Genomic DNA, 24,336 nt, shown 5'->3' on the forward strand with positions numbered 1-24,336 from the left:
GCACCGAAAGGAGCAGGCCGCCGGCCAGGCAGGGGGAGCCTAAGCGGTGGTCAGCACCGTCTTCAGCCAGCCTTCCTCACGCCTGTCGAAGTTCAGGTAGGCGTCCACCACGTCCGTGATCGGCTCGTGCTGCGTGATGAACGTGGTGGGGTCGAACACACCGGACGCCACCAGGTCCACCAGCGGCGGCGTAACCGAACGGTGGTCGCAGTTGCCCATCCGGATGGTCAGGTTCTTGTTCATCGCCTGGCCGATCGGGTAGGTCATCATCGCCGGGCTGTACACGCCGATGATCCCGATCCGGCCGTATTTCCGCACGGTCTCGATGCTCCATTGGGAGACCTGCGACGGCGCGTTGCCCGGCACTCAGTTATCGCCCTGCACGTTGGTGGTGGGGGCCACCTCGGCCACCTCCTGCGAGAACTGCTCCGCCTGCTCTTCGCCCTTCGCCGCCGCGGGCCCGGCCCAGGGCCGCTGCGCGTCCACGCCCACGGCGTCGATCACCGCGTCCACGCCGATTCCCTGCGTCGCCTCCTGCAGGGCTTCCACGGGATCCTCGCTGTTGAAGTTGATGACGTCCGCGTTCTGGTCGAGGGCCTGGACCAGCCGCGTCTCGATCCCGTCAATGGCGAACACCCTCGAGGCACCCTGCCGGAACGCAGACGCGATGGCCAGCTGCCCCACGACGCCTGCGCCGTACACAGCCACCGTGTCGCCGCGCTGGATGCCGGCCAGTTGGGCGCCGAACCAGGCCGTGGGGAAGATGTCCGAGAGCAGGATGGCCTGCTCGTCGCTGACGTTGTCCGGCAGCCTGGTCAGGGTGTTGGAAGCCCACGGAATCCGCGCGTACTCGGCCTGCAACCCGTTGATGGGTCCGGTGGTTTCGGGGCCGCCGAAGAAGCATGTTCCCGCCTGCGGCCCGTTCGGGTTCGCCACGTCGCACTGCGCGGTGTGGCCTGCCCGGCACTGCCAGCACACGCCGCAGGACATGGTGGAGGAGACGATCACGCGGTCCCCGGGGGCGAACCGGCGAACGGCCTTGCCCACCGCCGTCACCTCACCCACTGCCTCATGGCCCAGGATGGTGCCTTCCTTCATCCCGGACATGGTGCCGCGGATGAAGTGCAGGTCGGTGCCGCAGATGGCGCTGCGGGTGATGCGCACAATCGCGTCGTTCGGGTCGAGGATGGTGGGATCGTCAACGGTGTCCAGGCGGATGTCGCCTTCGCCGTGCCATACAAGTGCTTTCATGATGGGACTCCTTTTACGCGCTCAAACCGGCCGAATAGGGTTCTGGTCATCAGGCACTGAAAGCGCCCGGCTGCAAGATAGTAAGCCTACTGCCTATTCGGGGGTAGGGCGAGAGGTCGCTGCGGGCTTCCTCCGGCAGGTGGAGAAGTACGACGGCGGCGCGCACCAAGGCGGCCTGCCCTCCGTGTGCAGGTGGGCAGGCCGCTTGGCCGGGTTGGGGGGTTACCGCTCCGCACGCGCGTCCGGATCCGCACCGGGCTTGCGCGTGGGATCCACGGTCCCGCCCTTCCCGTAGTCACCTTCGGGGTACCGGCCGGTTTCGGATGCCGCGGTCCTGCCGGGTACCGGCCCGGCCTCGCCGTAGTCGGCCTTCACGTAGCGGCCGGTTCCCACGGTCCTTTCGCCCAGGGGTTCAGGCAGTCCATCTTCACTGCCTGCCGCACCGTAGTTTCCTTCGGTGTACTGGCCCTCGTCGTCTTCCGCGTGGCGGCCCCGCTGTGCTCCGGCTTTACCGAAGTTGCCTTCGACGTACCGCCCGCGCAGGTCGCGTTCCTCCGGTGTTTCTTCAGGACCCGGGGTGTTTTCGATGCTGCCGTTGTGGTTCATGGTCTTGCCTCTAACTGTTGCCAAGGGATAACTCTTGCCCGGGCATAACTGTTGCGTCCTGACACTTTCGGCGTAGCATAAAAGTACACGGATTGTCAATCGGTCCGGATGAGAAGCAAAAAGACCCAATAAATCGCAAAGAAGGTACTGCGATGAGTGATGTCAGTCCACTGAGGAATGCAGTCCGCAACGGCAGCGGACTCAAGCGGTTAGGTGGAACCTGGGGGGAGCTGCTTGCAGAGTTTCTAGGCACTTTTGTGCTGATCGCGTTCGGTGACGGTGTTGTGGCCATGGCGGTCGCCGCCTTGCCCGGATCGGGCCGTGCCGCAACATCAACCACCATCTTCATGGCCGCAGGCGACTGGTTGCTCATTGCGTGGGGATGGGCCCTGGCTGTGGCGCTGGCCGTCTACGTGGCAGGTGGCGTCAGCGGTGCCCACATCAACCCGGCCGTGACCATTGCGTTCGCGGTCAGGCGGAAGTTCCCCTGGCGCAAAGTCGGCCCGTACATCGTGGCCCAGGTGGTGGGGGCCTTTGTGGGTGCGGCGCTGGTGTACCTGCTGTACTACAACGCCATTGACGCCTACAACGCGGCAGCCGGCGCGAGCCGCGGCGACGCGAAGGGGTTGGCCACCTATTCCATCTTCGCCACGTTCCCGGCGCCCTACTTCAGCGGAAATCCCACCGGGCCGCTGATCGACCAAATTGTGGGCACGGCCTTCCTGGTCATGTTCGTGGTGGCCATCATCGATATGCGCAACACCGCCGTGCAGGCGAACCTGGGTCCGTTCATGATCGGGCTCGCGGTCGCCGCCATTGGCATCTCGCTCGGTGCGAACGCCGGGTACGCCATCAACCCGGCCCGTGACTTCGGCCCACGGCTTTTCGCGTGGATGGCCGGATGGGGCCAAACGGCGCTGCCTGGCACAGTGGACGGGGCGTTCAGCTGGTACTTCTGGGTGCCCATCGTGGGCCCGGTGGTCGGCGGCGTGATCGGCGTCCTGCTTTACGACTGGTTCATCGGCGACGTCCTGGACGCCCGGGCCCGGCTGCAGGAGTCCACGCCTCCGGGCCGCGCCGGCGGCGAAACGCCTCCCGCCACCGAGGCTGCAACATCGGTTCCGGAGACCCAGACCACCCCGAAACGGAGAGCGGCTTAAGCACAGGCGTCAGGCGCGGGTCACCAGAGCAGGAAAGTGCGACGGCGGCCCGCGCCTTTCGCGCGCGACGTTCCTGCGATGAGGCTTTTGAGAGCGGGCCCTCCCAACCCGATTAGGGGCCTAAGTGCATTGACATTCTTTTTCAAGCTGAGGATCCTCATTCCTACGTAGTTCAGGTACTTCAAGCCGGTTGAGGTGTCCAATGGGCAATGGTGGCTGTGGACATTTGGAATTGGACCTGCTCCGGTTCTGGCAGTTGCGCCGCGACGGGGAAGTTGTCCACGTTGCCGTGCGGCAGCAGCGTTTGATCACCGTGCTTGCCGTTCTCGGGCCGAGGTTGCGGAACTACGTTGCCGGCCTTCTCTGGCCGGACTGCCCTGAGCCGAGGGCCTTGGAGAGCCTCAGGGTCAGTGTTCACCTGGTCACGCGCCAGATGCCCGGGGTGCTGGCAAAGCTTGGTCCGATGCTTGCCTTGGACCCGGCGGTGCATGTGGATCTACACAGGGTCCGGGCCCTCCTCCAGGAAAGTCCCGCAGGGCTCGGACTGACCTCAAGGGCGTTGCTGGACCTGCGTGACGCCGAGCTGCTGCCCGGCTGGTACGAGGACTGGGTGTTGTTCGAACAAAGTCGCTTGCAGCAGGACCGGTTGCGGGCCATAACCGGCTTGTCCCGTGCACTGCTCGCGGCCGGTGACTGTGAGGGCGCTGCGGAAGCGGCCGCCGCCGCGCTGGACATCGAGCCCCTCTATGAGAGCGCGGTACGGACCTTGGTTGCGGCAGAGTCGCAGATGGGGAATGTCGCTTCCGCATTGCGTGCCTATGAAAACTATGCAGCGGCCCTGGGCCGGGACTTGGGTGTCCTGCCTTCCGAAGCCCTCCGGAAACTCATCGACGCCGTCCAAGGGGGCGTGCACGTCTCCCGGCGATATTCGGCCCGCACTCCCTGGCAGGCTATTCACCCGTTCTGGGTAGAGAGCCACTGTCGAACTGCGTGGAGGACTTCCTCCGGGTCCACGGTGATGAGGCTGCCCTGTTGCCCGGCCCCTTGGCTGTAGGTGATACGCGCTCGGAAGCCGGGGTCGTCGTCGGGCTCGATCCATGTGCGGATGACCAAGGTACCGCCCCCACTGGGGAGCGGCTCATTGGGAAGGCTCTCGTCAATCATGTTGTTACCTGGCTCCTTAGCTGTTTGACCCGATCATGTAGGAAAAACCATCAGCAACCCGCCGCTTTTCCTGAAAGATTGGCGCAAGAAATAAAGATGCAGCGGAGTAACAGGGCAGTAACGCCGGGCATGGTCAACGTCCTGGCGCAGGCGCAACGCCGGCAGCGGGGGCCGTTGGTCCTTAAACCCGGTGAGACACCTCGTCTGCCACTGCATGGCAGTTGGTGCATAGCGGAAACTCCACTTCAGCGGACGCCTGAGTCGAATGCCACTTTTACCTCTGTGAAGGATCCTTCTTTGATGACAACATCCTGAGGCGGGGCGGACGGCATCGGAGCTCCGGAAAGGTTAGCGGCCCGGAGTTCGTATGTCCCCGCCCGAAGCTCGAGGCGGAACTCTCCCTGGGCGTTGCTTGTAGCTTCACCGACCGTTGTTCCTAAGTGATCCTTGACCGTGATGTGGGCCGGCAGGGGAACGTCCGGGCAGGGAGAGGAATTCATGGCTTCCGGGCAGCCGGCATCGACAGTGACATGTCCGCTGATCCCAGACTTCGCAGGAGGCGTCGCGCAGGAAACGGCTGTTCCTGCCAGGCACCCCGCGATGACCACAGACCCATAGAAGCGGAGCAGAACACGCATGTTGCATCAACGCTCGTTCCCGCGCACAAGTTCCTCCATCTGTCCCGCCACGCTGAATCCAGTTAGCCATAGCTTGCTCTGACCCAGTAACGGGCCAGTAACGCCGGCACATCTTTAATGGTCTGCGACGCCGTTCTTCATTTTGGAAAGGGGCAGGGCATGAAAAGGAAGTTGAGGACAATCTTCTGGTGGGAGGCGGCCGGGGCGGCAGCCAGCGCAGTTCTCTTCATCATCACGCTTTTCAACCGCGAATGGATTGAGATCGTTTTTGGAGTGGAACCGGATGGGGGCAACGGAACCATGGAATGGGCCGTCGTCATCGTCCTGGCTGCGCTCACGTTGCTGTCGCTGACGCTGGTTGGCCGTGAATGGCGGCGGTCCGTCATTCGGGAGGCGACTTAGTCCTGCGTCCAGCTGCACACCCGTCGCCCCTAATCAGTTCTCTATTAGTAGTAGAAAGGAGCCAAGATGAGCGAGACAGCGGATTCCCCCGCTCCACAAGGCTCAGAGCAGTCCAGGCGCGTCGAGCTTTCCGGCCCAACCTTCCAGCCTGACGAGAACGCTCCCCGGGAGGAACAGCCCCTGCCCGACCTGGACCAGCGGCAGGCGGCGATCCGCACGGAACGACGCGCGGCAGGCCCCGAGTCAATTAACCAGGACCAACAGGAAGCGCTCGAAAACGAGCCGCTGCGCAACGACAACGTGCCTGAAACGGATCCGGCAGAGAGTTCCCAGGAGTAGCCATGTCTCCCGTCTCAATCGTGTCCAACATCTCACTGGCCGACGGGCCCACAAACAACAACACCTCAACCGTCGGAGAACCGACAGCGGCGGTGGCCGGCAACCACATGTTCGTCACCGGGAACTGGTACGCAAGCCAAAGTACCGACGGCGGCACCAACTGGAAGCACGTGGATCCCTTCACCGCACTGCCCGCGGCCGCAGGGGGTTTCTGCTGTGACCAGGTGGTACTGTACGACGCCCGGCGCAGACTCTGGATCTGGATCCTTCAGTACACCCGCCGCAATGGAGCGAACGTTTTCCGGCTGGCCGCCGTCCACGACGGCGATTTCGGCAACCCGGGCGCCTGGTACTGGTGGGACATTGCCCCGACAACGGTGGACGGCTCGTGGACACAGCTGTGGTTTGACTACCCCGACGCCGCAATGACCGCAGACAACCTGCTCGTCACGTTTAACGTCTTCAACAATGTCGGCGCCGGGCAATGGCAGCGGGCCGTCGTCATGCGCTTTCCATTGGCCACCATCGACAATCGTGGCACGCTGATTTTCAACTCCTGGTCGACCACCCAGAACGGTTCCATCCGGCTCACGCAGGGTGCGGCCGGAACCATGTACTTCGCCAGCCACAATTCAACGCAGCAGGTCCGCCTGTTTTCGTGGGCAGACGGGCAGAATGCCGTCAATTGGTGGGACATCAATGTCGCCGCATCCAGCGACGCGATTTCGTCCAATGCGCCCAATAATGTGAACTGGCTGGCCCGGACCGACCGGCGGATCACCGGCGCCTGTATAGGCAACGGCACCATCAGCCTCATGTGGACCTCCGGCAGCGGATCGAACCGTCCCCACCCGTACTGCAGGGTGGTGCAAATCGCAGAAGCCTCCAAGCAGGTCACGGCCCAGCCTGACATCTGGAGTTCCACCCGGTCCTGGGCATATCCGGCGGCGTGCACCAACAGTGCCGGAGTGCTGGGGTTCACGGCGTTCTACGGCGGGGAAGACCGCAACCCCGGACACATCGTCGGCGTCCGTGACGCCAACGGAACCTGGAGCACCGCTTACAGCAAGCTGGGAAGCCACTCACCCAATGAGCCCAAATGGGGCGACTACCTGTCCTGCCGCCGGCACGCCCCCGCCGCCGAGACGTGGGTCGCCTCCGGATACACCCTCGAAGGCGGCGCGACCCGCACCGACATCCTTCCCCGCATAGTCCGGTTTTCAAGAGTGTGACCGGCCGTGCCGGACAACAGCGTCGTCGCAGTAGCTCAAAGGTACGAGAGGGAAGGAAGGGGACACAGTGAGTGGACATCGGAGTGAATGGACGCCCCAGCAAGTGCAGGAAAACCTCGGCGAGGCCAACGAAAACCTGCCTGAAGCACGGACCACCGACAGGTTTCCGGTAGCAGGCACGGCGAGTGGAATGGACTTGCGGGAAGGCGAGAGTCCGTACGAGGAGGAGGCTGCCGGAGCCACGGGGCAAGGCAACGACCTCCGGATGCCACCGGACCCGCCCCGGCCCACCACCGGTCAGGGGAGCCGGTAATGGGCCTCTACTTCAACAACGGCACCGGGGACACGCTCTTCGTGGCCTACGCATACCACTCTCCCGGGTGCGAGGGCGGCACGGACTGGTCAAAGAAGGGCTGGTACCGCATCACGCCCGGTGGAACCGCAAAGGTCCTCAGCGGGTGGGCGGGGCCCGGGAAATACTTCGTCTTCGCCGAGAACGAGCTCCGCACCAGGGCCTGGTCCGGCCCGTTCTTCACACAGTTACCCTCAAGGGCGTTCGACTGGTGCTGGCAAACCGGAAGTACGGACAGCCGCACCCTTGGTCTCGCAAAATTCGAGGTGGGGTGGGGAATCCTGGATCACACCGTGCGCTTGACCTGACCACCACCGTCCGGGCCGGACCCGTCCAGTTGGTGTCCGAGTGCGGTTGCCACCGCCAGGGCGTTCATCCTGAGGATGCTGACCGCCACGGACAGGTCCAGCCCCGCGGGGGTGTCCCTGGGCGTATGCTCATCGGTGTTCAGCTGGTCCTCGCCTTCGATGGTCAGCACGGCAGGTAGCCCGGCGTCGATGAAGGACACGTGGTCCGAGGCGAACGGCTGCAGTGACGTGAAGACCTCCAGGTCGGTCATTTCGTGGGCGGCCTGTGCCAGTGCGTCAATCACGTGCTGGGAAACGGCCGCCCCTTCAAGCAGGACTGACGGCGCTGCGGTGTTGAGGCGCCCGATCATGTCCATGTTCACGGCCATGCTGATCCTCGTGCGCTCGGCCTCTGGGAGCCCGGCCACGTGGATGCGGCTGCCGTGCAGGCCCTGTTCCTCACCGCCAAACGCGACCAGGCGCAGGTCATGCTTTGTGGTGGTGGCCGCCAGCACCCGGGCGATTTCCAGGACGCCTGCGGCGCCGGAGGCGTTGTCATCCGCTCCCGGTGCCGGTGCGTTGACACCGCCGGCCTCGTTGATGGAGTCCAGATGGGCCATGACGTACACCAGCTGCCGTTCGTTCCCGGGTGCTGAGCCGGGTTTGTCGGCGATGACGTTGAGGGTGTGCCGGCCGCCGAAGGAGACCGGCTCTTCCCGGGTGGCATACCCCAAGGCCGCGAGCCGTTCCCCAGCCTTGCTGGCCGCGTCGCGGTAGGGCTGCGAGAACGAATGCCGGGTGGGGTGCGCGGTGAGTTCCTCGAGGACCTCCCGGTAGGTGTCGGCAGACACGTCGTCGGCTGGTGTGGCTGCGGCCGTGACGGCACCCTGGCGCCGGGTCTGCTCCTCCCGGGGCAGCAGGACAGGGCGGGGCCGCCCGCCCGGTGTGCGCCGGCATCCTGAACCCGGCACCTGTCCATTCATGGCTTTTACCTAGCTCTCGGGTGGGTCGAAGCTTTCCGTAACTCCGGTCAGATCGGTGGAATTTTGGGCGGGGGCAACCGCCCCCACGCCCATGCCGCGCTTGGCGAAGCCCGCCCAGATGTCCGGCAGATCGTCCGGGTTGAGGGCGGCTGCCGCGGAAATGATCCCGTCGCGGGCCTGCAGGAAGGTGGGCCGCGACGGCGTCAGCTTGAGCCCGCCAACAACGTCCAGCAGGACCAGCCGCTCGGCTTCTCCATGGCCGTGCTTGGCCACCAGGTTGACGAAGACTTCCCAGAGCGCTGCGCACCAGATTTCCCCGGCGTTGTGGACGGCGCTGTTGGGCCCGCCGGCGTTGGGGCTGATGGGCGGTCCCACGGGAAGCAGCTGCCCGGCACTTATGTGGCGGAACGTCAGCGGGTTCTTGGCCGTGTCCGCGCTGTAGGGATAGCGGCGGATCGAGTAGTAGTAATTGTCGTTGAACGTGGGTGTGAGGTCGGTCCAGCCACCCACCGGAAAGGCGCCGTCGGTGAAGTCATCCGCCGGCTGCGACGTCATGCTGATGGCAAAGAAGTCGCCCCAGCCCTCGCCCATGGCCCGGCCCTGCTGGTTGGTCAGACCGGTGGAGTTTCCCACCAGCCGGTTGGTGATGTAGTGGCCCATCTCGTGAAACGTGATAAGGGCTTCGTGGTTGCTGGTGCGGGTGGGTTTGTCCGGCTGCGGTCCCAGGAACTCGTACATCTGCATCCGGGGGCTGGCCCCGTCCGCCGGGGTGGACATGTTGGCGTTGTCGGTGCCGCTGAAGTCATTGCCTTCGGCGAGGACCGGATCCCCGCCAGTGCCGCCGCGGCCGAAGTTGTCCGTCTGCGCGTTTCCGGCTCCCTCGTCGAATCCGGCCTCATACCACCGGTCGTGGAGCCAGTTCACGTGGAAGAACATGCCTACCAGGCTGTTCTGGAGGTTCGTGGCGTCGCTGGCGTTCTTCCCGTGGTCGTAGGTGTAGTCGAACGTTTCGGGTGCGGTGATCTTTCCCAGCACGTCGCCGGCGCCCAACCCGGTGGGTCCCTGCAGGTCCGCATAGGCCACACAGTTGTTGCCCCGGGTGGTGGTCGCCCCCGGCGGAAGCCACGGGTCATGGCCCGGCAGGCTCTCCAGCGTGACCAGGCGTTCCTGGACCGGGTCCGCCTGGAAGCCGTCGGGTGTCCCTGTGGGGTGGGGGGAGCCGGGGGCGGGGCCGTCATGCGGCCTGAACAGGGTGTCTCCGGTGTTGTGCACCCGGTAGGTGAAGGGGGCGCTCTCGCTGGTGAGGTTCTTTCGGAAGAGGACAAACGGGGTTTCCACCGCGTCGATCACGTAGCCGAAGGCGGGGAATCCGGCGATCCACAGTTCGATGTAGTGGCCTGCAGCGAACTGCTGATTGCCCACCGGAAACATGACGTCCTTGACGCGCACCTGCCTTTCGAACCTGGGCCGCGGATCGTTGTCTCCGGACTTGAATTCGTACAGCCGGTAGGGTCCGTCGTCGGGCTGTGTTTCCGCTGGCCCGAAGTCGGCGGCCTGGTACACCAGCCGGGTAAGGTCGAACGCGGCCCTGGCGATACTATCCTCCGGAGTCCGCGCCTGCGCCGCGCGGGACTCGCGGGACTCGCGGGCGGCGGCGCCCGCGCCGGGGAAAAACTGGCCGGCGAGGGAGATAACCTGATTGCCGTCGTCGAGCGCCACTGTCATGTCCGAATCGAAGACTTCCACGCCGTCCACGCTTTGGTAAAGCTGCGCCGTCTTGAGGCCGGTGCGGCTGACGGAACGCACCTGCACGGCGGACGCATCGTCTTCTGCCAGGTTCCAAACGGCGCGTCTGTCCTGGATGAACTGGCGCGCTGCGTCGGCCGGGTCCGGGGGCCCGGGTTCGGACAACCTCCCGTCGGGCCGCCGGCTGATGACGCGGTTGGGCAGCCCCGTGGTCTCGTCCTCCTCGATAATGAGGTCCGGCACATCGGCAGATAACTGCTCCCGCCCGGTGGTGGGCATCTCCGCGGCGGGCTGCTCGGCGCTGCGTGCCGCCTGGACGCCGCGGTCGTAAAGGGCGTGGTAGTCCTCCGGGATCATGTGCCACCTCCATCCGGTGGCCGGAAACTTACCGGCCACCCTCCTGTCCTGCCTGTTGAGTGACCCGCACCTGCGCGGGGCGTGGTGATCGGTACGAGTCTCCCGCATCCGCGTCACATTGGCGTCACCGTAGCACTGCCCGCCCACACCGGCGCGGTCGAGGGTGACGCTTCGGTGACGAGCCGTTGGGACCATGCCTTGAGCGGGTCAATCCGGCCCGCCCACACTCGCAAAGGGGAGAACGATGGCAAACGAAACAAACGATGAGTACGCCGAGTTCGACGAGCAAGCAGTCACGGCCACCCTTGAGGCATCAAGGCAACCGTTTGAGGGGCGCAACCTTCAGGAGGTTGACTTCTCCGCAGTGGATGGCGGCGAACTCGAACTCCGTGCGTCATGCATTTCAATCACGTCCGGAAACCACAGGGTCTGCCTCAAGCTTCCGCTGGGAATCGGGAATGTCTGCCTCCCCTTGCCGTTCGATCTTCCAGACGGCACCGCGGTCCGGGCGTGCCTGAGTACCCGCACGAAGTGGGGTATCCCCACGGGCGTCTGCGTCAAGCTTTACGTCGCCGGCGAGCAAATCGTCAGCAAGTGCTTCCCCTAAGCCGACGCCACACCCCTTGTGGGTAAGCCATCACCAACGGCCCGGGCGGGACGGGACGCTCCGCCCGGACCTCCATCGAATCACAGGGAGTAGAAGTGGATGACGCAGTCCGGTTTGAGCGCTCTTCCTATTGCGCCAACAGCTGTTGCGTTGAGGTGGCCGTGGTGCGCCGGGCAGGTTTGGTCCAGGTGCGCAGTTCACAGGTCCCCGATGTGCAGATAACCTTCTCGGCGGAGGAATGGCGGGCCTTTCTCGCCGGGGTCAAGAATGATGAATTCGATGTCTAGCTGCCCTGGGTGTCCCAGGTCTTCGCAAAGATATCCTCGTCGAGGTAGGCGGCAGCCGTAACACCGCTTGCAACCGCCGTGGCCACGAAGGTCATGTTTCCGGCAGCCGTGGCCGCCTTGGCCATGTCACCCACGGCAAGCACACGGGGCACCGAAGTGCGCTGAAAGTGGTCCACCTGGACGCGGCCATCGTCCGTCAGGCAGCATCCAAGTGCGTGGGGGAGGGGCGAACCTTGCCGGAAGCGGGTTGAGAGGAAGCCTGCGTTGTAGGTCCGCACAGTGGAATCTCCCATCAGCAGCGCCAAACCCCCTGCTGAGGCCCGGATCCCAACAACGTCGCGGTCCTCTATCCGGATGCCGCCCCTGCGGAGTCGCTCCCGCGTCCCGGCGCAGAAGTCCGGCTTTCCATTGCTGCAAAGCTCTACGTCCCGGCTGATGCGGTCATGCACGTAAGCAGCCATGAAGGCTGCGTGTTCGCTGTTGCCAAGCACAACCAGACGCTGATCCTGTGCCTCGAAGCCGTGGCACAGGGGACAATGGAACAGGCAGGTGCCGTACGCGCTGCCGACTCCCGGGATGGGCGGAAGCACGTCCACCACACCCGTGGCCAGGATCAGGAAATCCGCGCAGATGGTGCCCGCTGCCACAGCGGACACCAGGACCCGCGAATCCTCCACCAGAACGTTCGTGGCTTCCGTCAGCAACAATGAAACGGTATGGAGTCCCGCAAGCTCCCGGCGGGCCGCGAGGACCAACCCTTCCGGCGTCATCCCCTCGCGCCCCAGCAGCATGTGCACACTGGAAGCTGCTGCGTTCCGCCCTTGGTGGCCATCCAGCAAAACGACACGCCTTCGCTGTCTGCCAAGCACCTGTGCGGCGGCCATGCCGGCCGGGCCACCGCCGATGATAGCCACTTCGAAGTGGGATTGGGACTCCATGCCCGAGGCTCTCAACGCAGGGGCTTTCAGCGGACGCGCGCTGGATTTGGGCTTGTCAGCATGACTTCGTACATGCGCGCCGAGAGTTGCGTGGGTATACCGGCCTCAACCAGGAGGGCCCTGTATCTATCCACCTGCCGCCGGGCCTCGCTGACATTACCTTCAGCAAGGTGAACCCGGATGAGGCAACGGTGCGCGCTCTCCCGCAACGGATCACCCGCAATCGCCTGCAGCGCCGCTTCGATCGCGTCATCGAACCTTTCTGCGCTTGCGTACCAGGCGGACATTCGCTCCAGGGCGTGGAGCCGGACCTGGTGCTGGCGCTCGCGGTCGATCACCAGCCAGTCGTCGTACCAGCCGGGCAATAATTCCCAGCTGAGCGAACCGCTCTGCACCGGCGGGGCTTGGCCCGGCAACCAGTGATCCAGCCGGTCGCGCAGCAGAGTCACATCCACCCGCATGGACGGGGTCAGGTAGAGCCGGTCACCCACGGCAGCCACCAGGGAGCGGCCGTCCGGCCGCGGAAGCCTCCACAGCGTCGAGCGGAGGCATCCCCGTGCCTGGGCCTCGTCAAGGTCAGGCCACAACTGGGCTGAGACCGATGTCCGCGTCAGCGTGTTGCGCAGCGCCAAAAATGCCAGCAGATGCTCAGCCCGGGGGGCCAGTTCCACTGTTGACTCGCCGTGTCCCAGCCGAAAGTCCCCTAACAGTCGAAGGTCAAGAGCCGGTCCGCCGTGAGGCTCGCAGTTTCTCCCCAATTCCATGGCATAGTCCTCTCCCGCCTGCTCACCCCACAGAGTCTGCGTTGTAGGTGAAGTGCATCTCCCAAGGCGTTATTGCCGCGTTACCGTTGACCAAGGCAACCAGCGGCCGTGAGGGGTAACGCCCCTGTAACGCCTCGGTCTTAGCCTGATTTTCACCTGCCGACAAAGCACGGAGAATCAGTCCTAAGGAAACTGCAGTGGACTCAAAAGTTTCCCGGCTCATCGCCCTCGGGCCGCAGGGCAACCCGGCCACCGACCTGGAGCTGACGCGCGGTTCCATGACTCTGGGCCGCAGCCATACCAACGACCTGGTGCTTTCGGAACCAACCGTGAGCAGGGTGCACGCGTCACTTTCTGTGGACGACAGCGGCCGTGCCTGGGTCCAGGATCTGGGGTCCAGCGCCGGAACAACAGTTAATGGACGGCCTGCCTCCGGACTGGTCCTGCTGCACTCGGGCGACGTCATCGCCTTCGGCGGTGCCCGGTTCCGGTATCAGGGTGCATCCGAAAGGGAGGTGGCCACCGCTGCCTTCCCAGTCCAGCAGGGGGACCGCCCACGGCCACGCGACGAGCACCCCAGGGGCCGGTACGACATAGAGAGCCAGCGCGCGGGAAACATCAGCAATGTGGCGGGTAACCAGTACACCGCCTACGTCAGCCATGTTCGGCAAGAACGTGAAAGTTTCCTTCAGACAATAGCGGCCACACGGACGAAGGCCCGCTGGATGATCTGGATTGGTCTGGGCCTGACCATTGTGGGCCTCGTGGTGGTTGGGGTGAACTTTGTCCAGTTCACGGAAGACCTGCCTGCGTACACCGGTGAAGGTTTTCCTTCCTCATTCCGCGGCTACATCATCGGTATCTTCATCGTGGGCGGCGGGCAGTTGCTGATGATCATTGGCTTGGTCCTTCACATCGTTGCGACGTCCAGGCGGAAGAGGGTGGACCGCGAATTTCCGTTGCCTCGTCCAGCAGGTTATTGAGCGCATGAAGGAGTAAGTGAAGTGGGATTCAATATCAAGCATCAGACAGGCGGAGTAGTCAACAACGTCGAAGGGAACCAGTACATTCACGGGGATCAGCGAAGCGGGATGGTCAACACCGGCTCGCTGCGCGACGCGGTTCTGGAATTGGAACGGGGTGTTGCCTCACTTGGGCTTTCCAGCTCCCAACTGGCGGCGATCTCCGGACACATCAAAGAGCTGGACCAGGAAGCCGGCCGCACCCATCCGGAACCGGAAAAGGTTGCAGGACCCCTCACGAAGATAACGGAAATTGCAGCTGCGGCAGGCGCCCTTGCGGGTCTGGCCGGGCCAATTCAAAGCCTGATCACGTGGCTGGGTCCGCTTGGGCAACCCATCGCCAGGCTGTTCATGGGCGGGTGACCAGGAGTGCTGATCCTCCCGGTAACGGCGCCGTAACGCCCCGCTTTGCATTCTGGCTGCGATAAGCAGCAGGCATAGCCGAACGGACGGGAGAAAACGCTGTGGGTACAACCACGAACGAAGACCAAAGGGATCTTCCCCGCTCAGAGCCGGAACTGATTGTCGTGCTGCAGCCGGAGCATGCACGCCGGCTTGCAGCGGTTGCTCCGGAATCGCGGGATGTGTCGGGGCCCGCGCTCACTTCCGTAGCGGGCCCATTGTCCGATGTGCTCGGTGCCCATGGCGCCGCCCTGGTCCCGCTGTTCCCCCAGGCCTTCGCTGAGAGCGGCCGCGGTCCGTCCGCCCCGGCTGAGGAGAGGCAGGAAGGCGACGACGGCGTCAGCCCTGCGGCACCCGGGGCGGAGCCTGAGGGGGAGCTGCCTACGTACTTCCGGGTGGAAGCCCCCACCGAGGAACTGGAATCTATCGCGGAGGAACTCCGCGGCAGCGACGGCGTTGCCGGAGCATACGTGCGCCCGCCCATCCTCTTGCCCACAATCGAGGCCGTATCCGCTCCTCTGAACACGATGGTTCCCAGGCCCGAGGAACCGGCAGCCGCTACCCCGGATTTCACGTCCCGCCAGGGCTATCTGGATCCAGCCCCCGCCGGAGTGGACGCGCGCTTTGCGTGGACCATCGCAGGAGGACGCGGCGCCAACTTGCGGATAGTTGACTGCGAGCATGGTTGGCTGCTGGACCACGAAGACCTGCTCGCCAACAACGGGGGCGTCGTCAGCGGGACGAATAACGCCTCCAACGATCACGGCACCGCCGTTTTTGGCATTCTCGGAGGGGACCGGGACGGCAAGGGGGTCACGGGGATTGCCCCGGACGCGTGGCTTGCGGCGTCGTCGTGGACGGCCCAGGCGGCGGCCACTGCCATCACGGACGCCGCGAACAGCCTCAGGCCGGGCGACTTCCTGCTCCTTGAAGGCCAACTCGGCGGACCCAACCACACCAATCCAAACTCGGACGTGGGCCTGATCGCGCTGGAATGGTGGCCGGACCTGTTTGCTGCGATCCGCGCGGCCAGCAACCGGGGCATCATCGTCGTCGAGGCTGCCGGGAACGGGTTCCAGAACCTGGACGATCCGGTTTACAGCACGCCGCAGAACGGTTTCCCCTCCACATGGCGCAACCCATTCAACACCGCCAACCCGCAAAGCGGCGCTGTGATGGTCGGGGCTGGCGCGCCCCCTGCCGGGTTCAACGGTAGTGCCTGGGGGCCGGACCGGTCACGCCTGGACTACTCCAATTACGGGAACCGGGTGGACGCCCAGGGCTGGGGGCGGGAGGTAGTCAGCACCGGCTACGGAGACCTTCAGGGGGGCACTCCCCAGCGCCGGTACACCGCGGAATTCGCCGGAACGTCCAGCGCCTCGCCCATCGTGCTCGGCGCCCTGGCGGTTGTGCAGGGCATCGCCACCGGCCGGGGCCCGCTGCGCCTGACGCCGGCCCGCGCCCGGTCCTTGCTGCGGATGGTTGGAACGCCCCAACAGGCAGCTCCCTCGCGTCCTGTCACGCAGCGCATTGGCCACCGCCCCGATGCCAAGCAGCTGCTCACTGCCATGAAGCGCGTCAGCGCCCGGGCGGCCGACTTTGACGGGGACCACCGCGCTGAGGTCCTGGTAACCAGTCCGTGGGGGATCGGCATCCTGAAGCAGCAGGGCAACACGTTCAGCAATCCGGTCATCGCGCCCAACGGCACACGTTTTGGCGGGTGGCTGCTGAACACCGCGGACAACCTGATAGGCCCGGTAGCGGATTTCGACGGGGACGGCCGGGCGGAGGTCCTGGTGACGAGCCCGTGGGGGATCGGCATCCTGAAGCAGCAGGGCAACACGTTCAGCAATCCGGTGATCGCGGCGAACGGGACCCGGTTTGGCGGGTGGCTGTTGAATACCGCGGACAACCATGTTGCGGCTGTGGCGGATTTCGACGGGGACGGGCGGGCCGAGATCCTGGTGACCAGTCCGTGGGGGATCGGCATCCTGAAGCAGCAGGGCAACACGTTCAGCAATCCGGTGATCGCGGCGAACGGGACCCGGTTTGGCGGGTGGCTGCTGAATACCGCGGACAACCATGTCGCGGCTGTGGCGGATTTCGACGGCGATGGGCGGGCGGAGATCCTGGTGACCAGTCCGTGGGGGATCGGCATTCTGAAGCAGCAGGGCACCACGTTCAGCAATCCGGTGATCGCGCCCAACGGCACCCGGTTCGGCGGCTGGCTGTTGAATACCGCGGACAACACGCTTGGTCCCGCAGCCGATTTCGACGGCGACGGCCGGGCCGAGATCCTGGTGACCAGTCCCTGGGGGATCGGCATCCTGGAATAGGCCGGGAACACGCTGGGCAATCCCATGCTCGCCCCCAACGGGACGCGCTTCGGGCAATGGCTGCTCAACACCGCTGACAACCAGTTCGGCCCGGTGGCGGACCTGGATGGCGACGGACGGGCGGAGATCCTGGTGACGAGTCCCTGGGGCATCGGCATTTTGGAGCAGGCGGGAAACACGCTGGGAAACCCGGTCATTAAGCCTAACGGGACCCGCTTTGGCGGCTGGCTGTTGAACACGGCGGACAACCGCCCCGGGGCGCTCGCTGACTTCGACGGCGACGGCCGGGCGGAGATGCTGGTGACGAGTCCCTGGGGCATCGGCATCCTGGAACAGGCAGGCAATACGCTTGGCAATCCGCTGATCGCCCCCAACGGCACCCGCTTTGGGCAGTGGTTGCTCAACACAGCGGACAACGAATTCGGGGTCTAGGGTTCTCCCTGGGTTTGTGAAAAGACCAGGATCGAATTGGCCGGAATGGTGAGGGTTGAAGAGAAAGGCAGCCCGTGCATTCCCGGGCCCTGGGCAGCGGTGCCTCCGTTGTTCCCCTGAACCCACGGGTTGGGAAAGTGATCGTAGTAATCGCTGTTGAAAAGTTCGGTCCATTGACCCGCTGAAGGGAAACCCAGGGAGTAGTCGTAAAGTGTTGATTCCGCCAGGCTCAGCACCACAACCACGTCCTGCCCTTCCCCGGGCACCCACCGGTGGAAGGCGACCACCCGGTTGGACAAATCGACATGGTAGGAATTTGTGGAGCCATTGCACAGTGCCGGTTGGGTGCGCCGCAGCCCGATGAGGTCGCGGGTGAACACGTGGAAGTCTGCCCGGGTCCGGTTCCCGGCCAGCGCTGCCCAGTCAATGAAGCGGTCCGCCCTGGTGGGATTGTCGGACCAGAGCCTGTCCTCAAGGAACTCCTGTCCCATGAACAGCATGGGTACCCCGGCGGCGGTGAGCAGCGCTCCTGTCGCTACCCGGGAGCGGCTGCGTGCGTACCAGGAGCCTGAATCTGTTGCGTCGGCGAGCGCGGGTACGCGCGGCGAGCGGTGGTCCCCGTCCTCGTCGAGAACCAGGTCGTGGTTCTCGAGGCAGTTGTACAAACGGGCCGGCGACGCTTGTTCCGGAAGGTCTCCCAAAACGTTGTGGAGCGGCAGGAGGTTTACGTTTGCGGCCGCCCCCCGCTGGCCTCGGCCAGCATTCCACGCAGGGCGTTCCGGAGACCGTCGGCGTAGCCCAGATCGAACCCCATCCCGGCGGGCGGCTGCCTGACGGCCTTCTCCCGCGGGCTGTTCCAGTACTCTGCGATGAGCACGGCAGAGGGCTTGATGTAGTGCAGGGTCTGCGTCATGTCGCTGCAAAGCGACCCGCCGCCGTCGTGGTCTTCTATGACGCTGACCTCGTCAAAGCGCAACCCGTCGGTGTGGTACTCCTGCAGGAACATGGAGGCGTTGTCAATGAGGAATTGCCGCACTTCAGGACGGTCGAAGGCAAAGACCCGTCCGCCCGCGTAGCCGGCACCGGAGAAGTAGAGGTTGTTCTGGTCGTTCGGGAAGGCGGGCAGGTCAAAATGGTCCATGCTCTGGCTGTCGAACCCTCCGCCGGCGTGGTTATAGACGACATCCGGAATGACAGCGATCCCGTACAGGTGGCAGACGTCGACAAACGCCTTCAGCTGCTCCACCTGACCGCCAACATCATTGGGCCCCAGGGGAGGGAACCCCTTCTTGGCCAAAAGACTGTTCAGCCGGTTCAGGTAGGGGCCGATATCGGCTGGGCCAACGCAGTAGTCCATCTCCGGTGAATAGATGTCGGTGCCGTTGTAGCCCAGGCTCCATTCGCCGTGGAACTCCACCAGGGGCAGCGGCTGCAGGGCGTTGATTCCGAGGTCCGCCAGGTATTCGATGCGTTCCATCGCGTCCAGGAATTTGGCCACCCGGTAGGGACGGATGTCGTGGCCGGCCTCGTCCCGCGCGGAGAAGACCCCTACGTGGAACTGATAGACGATCAAGTCCTTGAGTCGAGGTGGCCTGTAGTCCTGGTCGTGCCACGGGTAGCTGTCCACCGGGCGGACAATGCCATCGCACCTGGGCGGGTATTCGAATAGTTCGAGTTCCCGTGCCCGGGGATCGCGCCTCAATCCGCTTCCTCCCGGTCCCAGCACTTTGAACCGGTATTTGTCGCCGTCCGAAACTCCGGGAAAGAACCCGGTCCAGTGGCCAGTCCCTGCATTCTTGACAAGCTCGTCCTCGGGGCGGGGTGTGTACCCGTCTGCCCCGTCCAGGGCGACGTAGACGTGCTCTGCCCGCGGTGCCCAGACGCGGAAGGTTGCCCCGCCGTCAACCAGCCGGGCACCCATGGGGGTGGATTCAGAGATATGTTCCTGCGAAGCGGCCACGACATGCTCCCAACCCGCGTCTGTATTAGAACGACGTCCCAGGCCCCGCCAGTGGGTTTACAGGCAACTCGGCTGGCCAGGCACCGAGGACAGGGCCGCATTTCGCTACCCGTCCGTCAGGCGTTGCTGATTACCCCCCGGCTTGCAGAGGCGTCTCGCCTGAGTATTCAGTGCAGACGTTACTGCCCCGTTACTGGCCGCAGGCCAGTTGGTGAGTGGGGCAGCATTGTCGGGACGCTGTGGGTCCGCAATAACGCGTCGGTAACGGCTTAGCCGCTGGAATTTCCTTGGGGTTTGGCTCAGAGAGAACGTGTTGAGGAGAAGCCGCTATGACCCACCGACGAGGCGCCGGCATCGAAATCCGCCGGCTGCAGCAGACGAGGACGGGGTCCTCGCGCCTGAACCGTGCCTGGCGTTGGGGTGATCCACGGTGAGCGAATGGCCTCCGCCAGACGAACCGTCGGGCGAAGTGAAACTCCTTTTCGAGGAATCCAGCACGGTCGGTGGCAAGAAGGATCTGCGTGATGGACTGTCCGCGATTGCCCGCCAGGGCAGGCATTTCTGGGTCGCAAACGACGAGAGTACCAGCCTCGAGCGGCTCACCCTTGAGGGCGACCATGCCCGCGACCATCGCAGCTTTGATCTCACCAAGGTCCTTGAGCTGCCCGGGGAGGGTGAAATCGACATCGAAGGTCTCGATGTCGATGATGACACGCTGTGGCTGCTCGGGTCACACAGTTCGGTGCGCAAGCGGGTCAAGGACAAGCACAGCCCTGACGAGGCACGGGACTTGTTGGCGGCGGTGGAGGTCAGCCAGCGCCGGCAGGTGCTGGCACGGATCTCGACCCAAGCATTGCTTGACCCTGACGGCACCATGACTGCTGAGCAGCAACGCCCCGCCGTATTCGGCCCTGGTCAAGGCGGCGGAGGCCTGTTGGGCATGCTGGCCGGCGACCGGCACCTTGGGGGCTTCATAGGGTCACTCCCAATCCCGGGCAAGGACAACGGGATCGACTTTGAGGGACTCGCCGTGGCAGGTGACAGGGTGTTCGTCGGCCTGCGCGGGCCGGTGTTGCGCGGGTGGGCGGTAATTGTCGAGCTCCGGGTCGGCGACGGGCCAGGCATCGTCCCTGAGCCGATAGGTCCTGAGGGCTGGACGTACCGGAAGCACTTCCTTGACCTGCGTGGCCTGGGCGTGCGGGATCTGTGCCGTCACCGAGACGACCTGCTCGTCCTGGCGGGACCAACCATGGAGCTCGACGGACGCACGGCGGTGCTTCGCTGGCAGGGCGCAATGACGTCCGAGAACGAGGCGGTTCTGCGCAAAGATGACCTGAAATGCGCTCTCAATGTACCGTTCGGGAAAAGCGAGGACCGGGCCGAGGGCATCACCTTGCTGGAGGGCGGCAGGTCGGTTCTGGTGGTGTACGACTCGCCCGCTGACGAGCGCAAAACCGGAGATCATGGCGTCCGCGCCGACGTCTTCGATCTACGGGCGTAGGAACAGTGTCTGCTCCGTCGCTGGGCGCGGACTGTTCTCGGTTCCGTACGGCCATGCAGCCCGGCGGCCGGTAAGGGTATCAGGACGCGGGCCGGCTGACTCCCGCCGCGGACTTGGGAACGGGCGCGGTCCTGGCTGCTTCCCCAGAGACCGGCTCTACGGGGTATGCACACCTACCACGTTGGTGGTAAGCATCAGGCTCGTCAAAGCCTTCATTGCAAGGTGGTAGTTCGCAATTATCGTGCCGTCGTACTGCAGCTCTTCCTTGCTCAGCCCCGAATGCAGTTTGCCACCGAAACCCTTCGCGTTTATCTCATACAGGCGGTCGCTTGCCTGTCCCGTGATTCTCATGTAGCGGACCGTCAGGAGGTCGTCAATCCTGTGCCATTCGATTGCAGGGTCTTCCGCCGCAAAAATAGCTTCCAGCCTGGCCTGGAGCACCATGCTTCCGGCACGGCAATCGACGTAATGCTTATCCAGCGCAATTCGCGCCTTGCTCTTTTCCTCCAGGGTTACGGAACTGTCGCCCTTGATGCGCATATACATGTTGCACTCCAGATACAATCTGCCCGCCATCGTGAATGCGGTGGTTAGCACGTCCATTCGCAGCTGGGTTTCAAGTGCCCGGTCCGCCCGCGTCTGCTCGAGCAGAATATTAGCTGCCGTGCGTTCGCTCTGGATCCGGTCCGTTATTTTCCACACGATCAACCCAATCAGGCCTGTGCCCAGGACCGCTCCGATGATAGGTCCGACGCTGGCCAGCAGCAGCCGCTCGCCGAGCGGCTGTGCAACGGTGGCCAAGACATGCAGAGCCGCTGGTGCAGTTGCCATCTGACCCGCGCCCTAATCGTTCCGGAAGACGTCATCGGGGTCGACCTCTTCCGGCGCCATATGATCGACAGCGTCTGCTTCCACCAGCTCCGGGTAGAAATCATCGGGGTCAGGCTCCTCGGGGTTAGCGTCAATCCGGTGATCGTCCGGGTTGGATTGCTGGTGGTTCATGAAAAATCCCCTCCCGCTAGCACTGGCGTTGCACCATAACTAAGTAGCCATTCCTGCGTTACTGCTGCGTTACGGCCGCCTGTTTGGGTTCGTCACGCTTCTCAGATGAATGCCCTGCGATAGGGGCAGGAGCGCACGACGACGGCCCGCACCTTCTGCAAAACGTGAGAGGGCGTTGGGGGAGGGGCTGCGAGACGTGAGCGGGCGTCGGGGGAAGGGGTGCCGGACGTGAGCGGGCGTTGAAAGAGGCCCGCCACGCTTGACGAGTTCCGGCGCGCCAACATATCCTGAACGAACGGTCGGTAAATAATTCCGAGCCGCCCGACAGGTCTTTGCATAGGAGCAACCCATGGCAGCGCAGAACTTGCAGTCAGTGCCGGCTGAGCTAACCCCGGAAGAGGACGCCGCAGGCCAGGCCCACTTTGACCGGATCATCGCCGAGGACTCGCGCATCGAGCCCCGCGACTGGATGCCGGCGGACTACCGCAAGACCCTCCTGCGCCAGGTCTCCCAGCACGCGCACTCCGAGATCATCGGCATGCAGCCGGAGGCCAACTGGATCTCCCGCGCGCCGAGCCTGAAACGCAAGGCCATCCTCATGGCCAAGGTCCAGGACGAGGCCGGCCACGGACTCTACCTCTACAGCGCCGCCGAGACCCTGGGCCAGTCCCGGGACAAGATGATGGACGACCTCATCGCCGGCAAGGCCCGCTACTCCAGCATCTTCAACTATCCGGCGCTGACCTGGGCGGACATGGGCGCCATCGGCTGGCTGGTGGACGGCGCAGCCATCTGCAACCAGGTCCCGCTGTGCCGCGCCTCCTACGGCCCCTACGGCCGGGCCATGGTGCGCGTCTGCAAGGAAGAGTCCTTCCACCAGCGCCAGGGCTTCGAGATCCTCCTGGAACTTTCCAACGGCACCCCCGAGCAGAAGCAGATGGCCCAGGACGCGGTGAACCGCTGGTACGCCCCGGCCCTGATGATGTTCGGCCCGCCGGATGACGATTCCCCCAACTCCAAGCAGTCCATGGCCTGGAACATCAAGCGGTTCAGCAATGACGAGCTCCGCAGCCGGTTCGTGGGCATGATGGTGGAGCAGGTCCGGGTCCTGGGCCTCACCCTCCCGGATGACCAGATCCGCTTCAACGAGGACACCAGGAAGTGGGAGCACGGGCCGTTGGACTGGGACGAGTTCCACGAAGTCCTGGCCGGCCGCGGTCCCTGCAACGCCCAGCGCCTTGAGCGCCGGCGGGCAGCGCACGACGACGGCGCCTGGGTCCGCGAAGCAGCGGCGGCCTACGCAGCAAAACAGCAGGCAAAAGAGTCAATGAAGACGAAGGAATACGCAGCATGAGCCCGCACGGCAACCCTGACGCCCCCGCAAGCGCCGCCACCGAGATCAACCGCGAAGCCCCCAAGGTCAGCCCCGCACCCGAGCACCACGACAGGAGCGCCTGGGGCCTCTGGGAGGTCTTCGTCCGGTCCAGCCGCGGCCTGAGCCACGTCCACGCCGGCTCCCTGCACGCACCGGACGCCGCCATGGCCCTCCGCAACGCACGCGACCTCTACACCCGCCGCAACGAGGGCGTCTCCATCTGGGTTGTCCCGGCCGACGCCATCGCCGCCAGCGATCCCGACTCCAAGGGCTCCTTCTTCGAGTCCCCGCAGGGCAAGGACTACCGCCACGCCACGTACTACACCAAGAGCGAAGGGGTGAAGCACCTGTGAGCGAAGCGAATGCCAGTGCAACAAGAATCACCCCCGGCAACGCCCTCCGCCCGGAAGACATCGCGCTCGAGGTCCGCACCGGCCTGGTGAAGCCCTCCGAGGACATCGCCGAGTACGCCCTCCGCCTGGGCGACGACGCCCTGATCCTCGCCCAGCGCCTGGGCCACTGGATCTCCCGGGCGCCGGAGCTGGAAGAGGACATCGCCCTGGGCAACATCGCCCTGGACCAGCTGGGCCACGCCCGCAGCTTCCTCACCTACGCCGGTGCCGCGTGGGACAAGTCCGAGGATGACTTGGCCTACTTCCGCCGCGAACACGAGTTCCGCTCCGTGCAGCTGTTCGAGCAGCCCAACGGCGACTTCGCGGCCACCATCGCCCGCCAGTTCGTGGTGAGCTACTACCAGTACGAGCTCTACCGCCGGCTCACCGAATCCACGGATGAGACCCTGGCCGCCATCGCCGCCAAGGCCGTGAAGGAAGTGGACTACCACCGGGACCACAGCGCCCAGTGGGTCCTGCGACTGGCCGGCGGCACCGAGGAATCCCGCCAGCGGATGATCCACGGCCTGCTGACCATGTGGCCGTACGTCAACGAACTGTTCCAGGACGATGACCTGACGCAGCGCCTCGCTGAGGCGGGTGCCGGCGTCGCGCCTTCCTCGCTGAAAGAGGACTTTGACCGGCTCATCGCTGAAATCCTGACCGAGGCGGAGCTGGAGGTTCCGGACGTGCCCGCCGCCCCGGGCGGCGGCCGGTATGGCAAGCACTCGGAGCACCTGGGCTACATCCTCGCCGAAATGCAGGTGCTGGCCCGTGAACATCCCGGAGCCAGCTGGTGAC

At 64.6% G+C, this 24,336-nt stretch carries 27 protein-coding genes; 16 read left to right on the top strand and 11 right to left on the bottom strand.

Translation table 11 applies throughout. The features are described from left to right. Positions 1 to 39 precede the first annotated feature (39 nt). The 3 genes from QF031_RS03360 to QF031_RS03370 all read right to left on the bottom strand — a co-directional run bounded on the left by QF031_RS03360 (position 40) and on the right by QF031_RS03370 (position 1,881). The gene (locus QF031_RS03360) at positions 40 to 366 is read right to left on the bottom strand and encodes a hypothetical protein (protein ID WP_307424074.1); all 327 of its coding nucleotides are present in this window, start codon (positions 364 to 366) and stop codon (positions 40 to 42) included. Beyond that, on the bottom strand, positions 367 to 1,251 hold the full coding sequence (locus QF031_RS03365) for an alcohol dehydrogenase catalytic domain-containing protein (protein ID WP_307424077.1): 885 nt from the start codon (positions 1,249 to 1,251) through the stop codon (positions 367 to 369). Between the two features lie 222 nt (positions 1,252 to 1,473). Then, positions 1,474 to 1,881, bottom strand: a complete 408-nt coding sequence (locus QF031_RS03370; protein ID WP_307424080.1) for a hypothetical protein — start codon at positions 1,879 to 1,881, stop codon at positions 1,474 to 1,476. Positions 1,882 to 2,009: 128 nt separating this feature from the next. Here QF031_RS03370 and QF031_RS03375 point away from each other — a divergent pair, with 128 nt between their 5' ends. The 6 genes from QF031_RS03375 (at position 2,010) to QF031_RS03400 (ending at position 7,452) form a co-directional block, all read left to right on the top strand. Further along, positions 2,010 to 3,017: an MIP/aquaporin family protein gene (locus tag QF031_RS03375; RefSeq protein WP_307424083.1), complete on the top strand. Its 1,008-nt coding sequence runs from the start codon at positions 2,010 to 2,012 to the stop codon at positions 3,015 to 3,017. A gap of 226 nt (positions 3,018 to 3,243) precedes the next feature. Then, on the top strand, positions 3,244 to 4,071 hold the full coding sequence (locus QF031_RS03380) for an AfsR/SARP family transcriptional regulator (RefSeq protein WP_307424085.1): 828 nt from the start codon (positions 3,244 to 3,246) through the stop codon (positions 4,069 to 4,071). A 907-nt stretch (positions 4,072 to 4,978) separates the two neighbouring features. Continuing rightward, positions 4,979 to 5,221 carry a hypothetical protein gene (locus tag QF031_RS03385; RefSeq protein ID WP_307424088.1) on the top strand — a complete coding sequence of 81 codons (243 nt, stop codon included), beginning with the start codon at positions 4,979 to 4,981 and terminating at the stop codon, positions 5,219 to 5,221. Between the two features lie 66 nt (positions 5,222 to 5,287). After that, the gene (locus QF031_RS03390) at positions 5,288 to 5,560 is read left to right on the top strand and encodes a hypothetical protein (protein WP_307424090.1); all 273 of its coding nucleotides are present in this window, start codon (positions 5,288 to 5,290) and stop codon (positions 5,558 to 5,560) included. A gap of 2 nt (positions 5,561 to 5,562) precedes the next feature. Further along, positions 5,563 to 6,792, top strand: a complete 1,230-nt coding sequence (locus QF031_RS03395) for a hypothetical protein (RefSeq protein ID WP_307424093.1) — start codon at positions 5,563 to 5,565, stop codon at positions 6,790 to 6,792. 312 nt (positions 6,793 to 7,104) lie between these two features. Continuing rightward, a complete protein-coding gene (locus tag QF031_RS03400) occupies positions 7,105 to 7,452 on the top strand; it encodes a DUF1036 domain-containing protein (protein WP_307424096.1) in 348 nt (115 codons plus the stop codon). Here the strand turns inward: QF031_RS03400 and QF031_RS03405 are convergent. Both QF031_RS03405 and QF031_RS03410 read right to left on the bottom strand, forming a co-directional pair. Beyond that, positions 7,431 to 8,414 (bottom strand): M28 family metallopeptidase, encoded by a 984-nt coding sequence (locus tag QF031_RS03405; protein ID WP_307424099.1) that lies wholly within the window; start codon positions 8,412 to 8,414, stop codon positions 7,431 to 7,433. The two genes, QF031_RS03400 and QF031_RS03405, sit on opposite strands and share 22 nt — an antisense overlap. A gap of 9 nt (positions 8,415 to 8,423) precedes the next feature. After that, the gene (locus QF031_RS03410; RefSeq protein WP_307424102.1) at positions 8,424 to 10,517 is read right to left on the bottom strand and encodes a M36 family metallopeptidase; all 2,094 of its coding nucleotides are present in this window, start codon (positions 10,515 to 10,517) and stop codon (positions 8,424 to 8,426) included. 244 nt (positions 10,518 to 10,761) lie between these two features. Here QF031_RS03410 and QF031_RS03415 point away from each other — a divergent pair, with 244 nt between their 5' ends. Both QF031_RS03415 and QF031_RS03420 read left to right on the top strand, forming a co-directional pair. Further along, positions 10,762 to 11,124 (top strand): hypothetical protein, encoded by a 363-nt coding sequence (locus QF031_RS03415; protein ID WP_307424104.1) that lies wholly within the window; start codon positions 10,762 to 10,764, stop codon positions 11,122 to 11,124. A gap of 95 nt (positions 11,125 to 11,219) precedes the next feature. Then, positions 11,220 to 11,411: a DUF397 domain-containing protein gene (locus QF031_RS03420; protein WP_307424107.1), complete on the top strand. Its 192-nt coding sequence runs from the start codon at positions 11,220 to 11,222 to the stop codon at positions 11,409 to 11,411. On the opposite strand, the gene QF031_RS03425 is transcribed toward QF031_RS03420, so the two are convergent. Next, positions 11,408 to 12,349: an NAD(P)/FAD-dependent oxidoreductase gene (locus tag QF031_RS03425; protein ID WP_307424110.1), complete on the bottom strand. Its 942-nt coding sequence runs from the start codon at positions 12,347 to 12,349 to the stop codon at positions 11,408 to 11,410. The genes QF031_RS03420 and QF031_RS03425 overlap by 4 nt on opposite strands. Positions 12,350 to 12,375: 26 nt before the next feature. After that, positions 12,376 to 13,020 carry an AfsR/SARP family transcriptional regulator gene (locus QF031_RS03430; RefSeq protein ID WP_307424113.1) on the bottom strand — a complete coding sequence of 215 codons (645 nt, stop codon included), beginning with the start codon at positions 13,018 to 13,020 and terminating at the stop codon, positions 12,376 to 12,378. Between the two features lie 290 nt (positions 13,021 to 13,310). Here QF031_RS03430 and QF031_RS03435 point away from each other — a divergent pair, with 290 nt between their 5' ends. The 4 genes from QF031_RS03435 to QF031_RS03450 all read left to right on the top strand — a co-directional run bounded on the left by QF031_RS03435 (position 13,311) and on the right by QF031_RS03450 (position 17,305). After that, positions 13,311 to 14,096: an FHA domain-containing protein gene (locus QF031_RS03435; RefSeq protein WP_307424116.1), complete on the top strand. Its 786-nt coding sequence runs from the start codon at positions 13,311 to 13,313 to the stop codon at positions 14,094 to 14,096. 21 nt (positions 14,097 to 14,117) lie between these two features. Beyond that, the gene (locus tag QF031_RS03440) at positions 14,118 to 14,498 is read left to right on the top strand and encodes a hypothetical protein (protein WP_307424117.1); all 381 of its coding nucleotides are present in this window, start codon (positions 14,118 to 14,120) and stop codon (positions 14,496 to 14,498) included. Between the two features lie 101 nt (positions 14,499 to 14,599). After that, positions 14,600 to 16,873 (top strand): FG-GAP-like repeat-containing protein, encoded by a 2,274-nt coding sequence (locus QF031_RS03445; RefSeq protein ID WP_307424120.1) that lies wholly within the window; start codon positions 14,600 to 14,602, stop codon positions 16,871 to 16,873. Between the two features lie 24 nt (positions 16,874 to 16,897). Next, positions 16,898 to 17,305: an FG-GAP repeat domain-containing protein gene (locus tag QF031_RS03450; RefSeq protein WP_307424122.1), complete on the top strand. Its 408-nt coding sequence runs from the start codon at positions 16,898 to 16,900 to the stop codon at positions 17,303 to 17,305. Here the strand turns inward: QF031_RS03450 and QF031_RS03455 are convergent. Together QF031_RS03455 and QF031_RS03460 are read right to left on the bottom strand one after the other, a co-directional pair. After that, a complete protein-coding gene (locus tag QF031_RS03455; RefSeq protein WP_307424125.1) occupies positions 17,302 to 17,970 on the bottom strand; it encodes an alpha amylase C-terminal domain-containing protein in 669 nt (222 codons plus the stop codon). The genes QF031_RS03450 and QF031_RS03455 overlap by 4 nt on opposite strands. 59 nt (positions 17,971 to 18,029) lie before the next feature. Continuing rightward, positions 18,030 to 19,265 carry a hypothetical protein gene (locus tag QF031_RS03460; RefSeq protein ID WP_307424127.1) on the bottom strand — a complete coding sequence of 412 codons (1,236 nt, stop codon included), beginning with the start codon at positions 19,263 to 19,265 and terminating at the stop codon, positions 18,030 to 18,032. Positions 19,266 to 19,695: 430 nt separating this feature from the next. On the opposite strand from QF031_RS03460, the gene QF031_RS03465 reads away from it, so the two are divergent. After that, positions 19,696 to 20,766, top strand: coding sequence for a DUF3616 domain-containing protein (locus tag QF031_RS03465; protein WP_307424129.1), 1,071 nt, complete (start codon positions 19,696 to 19,698; stop codon positions 20,764 to 20,766). Between the two features lie 156 nt (positions 20,767 to 20,922). Here the strand turns inward: QF031_RS03465 and QF031_RS03470 are convergent, their stop codons facing one another. Together QF031_RS03470 and QF031_RS03475 are read right to left on the bottom strand one after the other, a co-directional pair. Beyond that, positions 20,923 to 21,597, bottom strand: a complete 675-nt coding sequence (locus tag QF031_RS03470) for a hypothetical protein (protein ID WP_307424131.1) — start codon at positions 21,595 to 21,597, stop codon at positions 20,923 to 20,925. A gap of 12 nt (positions 21,598 to 21,609) precedes the next feature. After that, positions 21,610 to 21,768: a hypothetical protein gene (locus tag QF031_RS03475; RefSeq protein WP_307424134.1), complete on the bottom strand. Its 159-nt coding sequence runs from the start codon at positions 21,766 to 21,768 to the stop codon at positions 21,610 to 21,612. Positions 21,769 to 22,117: 349 nt separating this feature from the next. Between QF031_RS03475 and paaA the strand changes: the two genes are divergently transcribed. From paaA to paaC, 3 genes are read left to right on the top strand one after another with little or no spacing between them, the layout of a single operon-like run. Further along, positions 22,118 to 23,122, top strand: a complete 1,005-nt coding sequence (paaA, locus tag QF031_RS03480) for a 1,2-phenylacetyl-CoA epoxidase subunit PaaA (RefSeq protein WP_307424137.1) — start codon at positions 22,118 to 22,120, stop codon at positions 23,120 to 23,122. Then, positions 23,119 to 23,496, top strand: a complete 378-nt coding sequence (paaB, locus tag QF031_RS03485) for a 1,2-phenylacetyl-CoA epoxidase subunit PaaB (protein ID WP_307424140.1) — start codon at positions 23,119 to 23,121, stop codon at positions 23,494 to 23,496. Before paaA ends, paaB begins: the two co-directional genes overlap by 4 nt. Next, on the top strand, positions 23,493 to 24,335 hold the full coding sequence (gene paaC / locus QF031_RS03490) for a 1,2-phenylacetyl-CoA epoxidase subunit PaaC (RefSeq protein WP_307424143.1): 843 nt from the start codon (positions 23,493 to 23,495) through the stop codon (positions 24,333 to 24,335). Before paaB ends, paaC begins: the two co-directional genes overlap by 4 nt. Position 24,336: the final 1 nt, after the last annotated feature.

It is taken from the genome of Pseudarthrobacter defluvii, from assembly GCF_030816725.1.
Taxonomy (GTDB): domain Bacteria; phylum Actinomycetota; class Actinomycetes; order Actinomycetales; family Micrococcaceae; genus Arthrobacter; species Arthrobacter defluvii_A.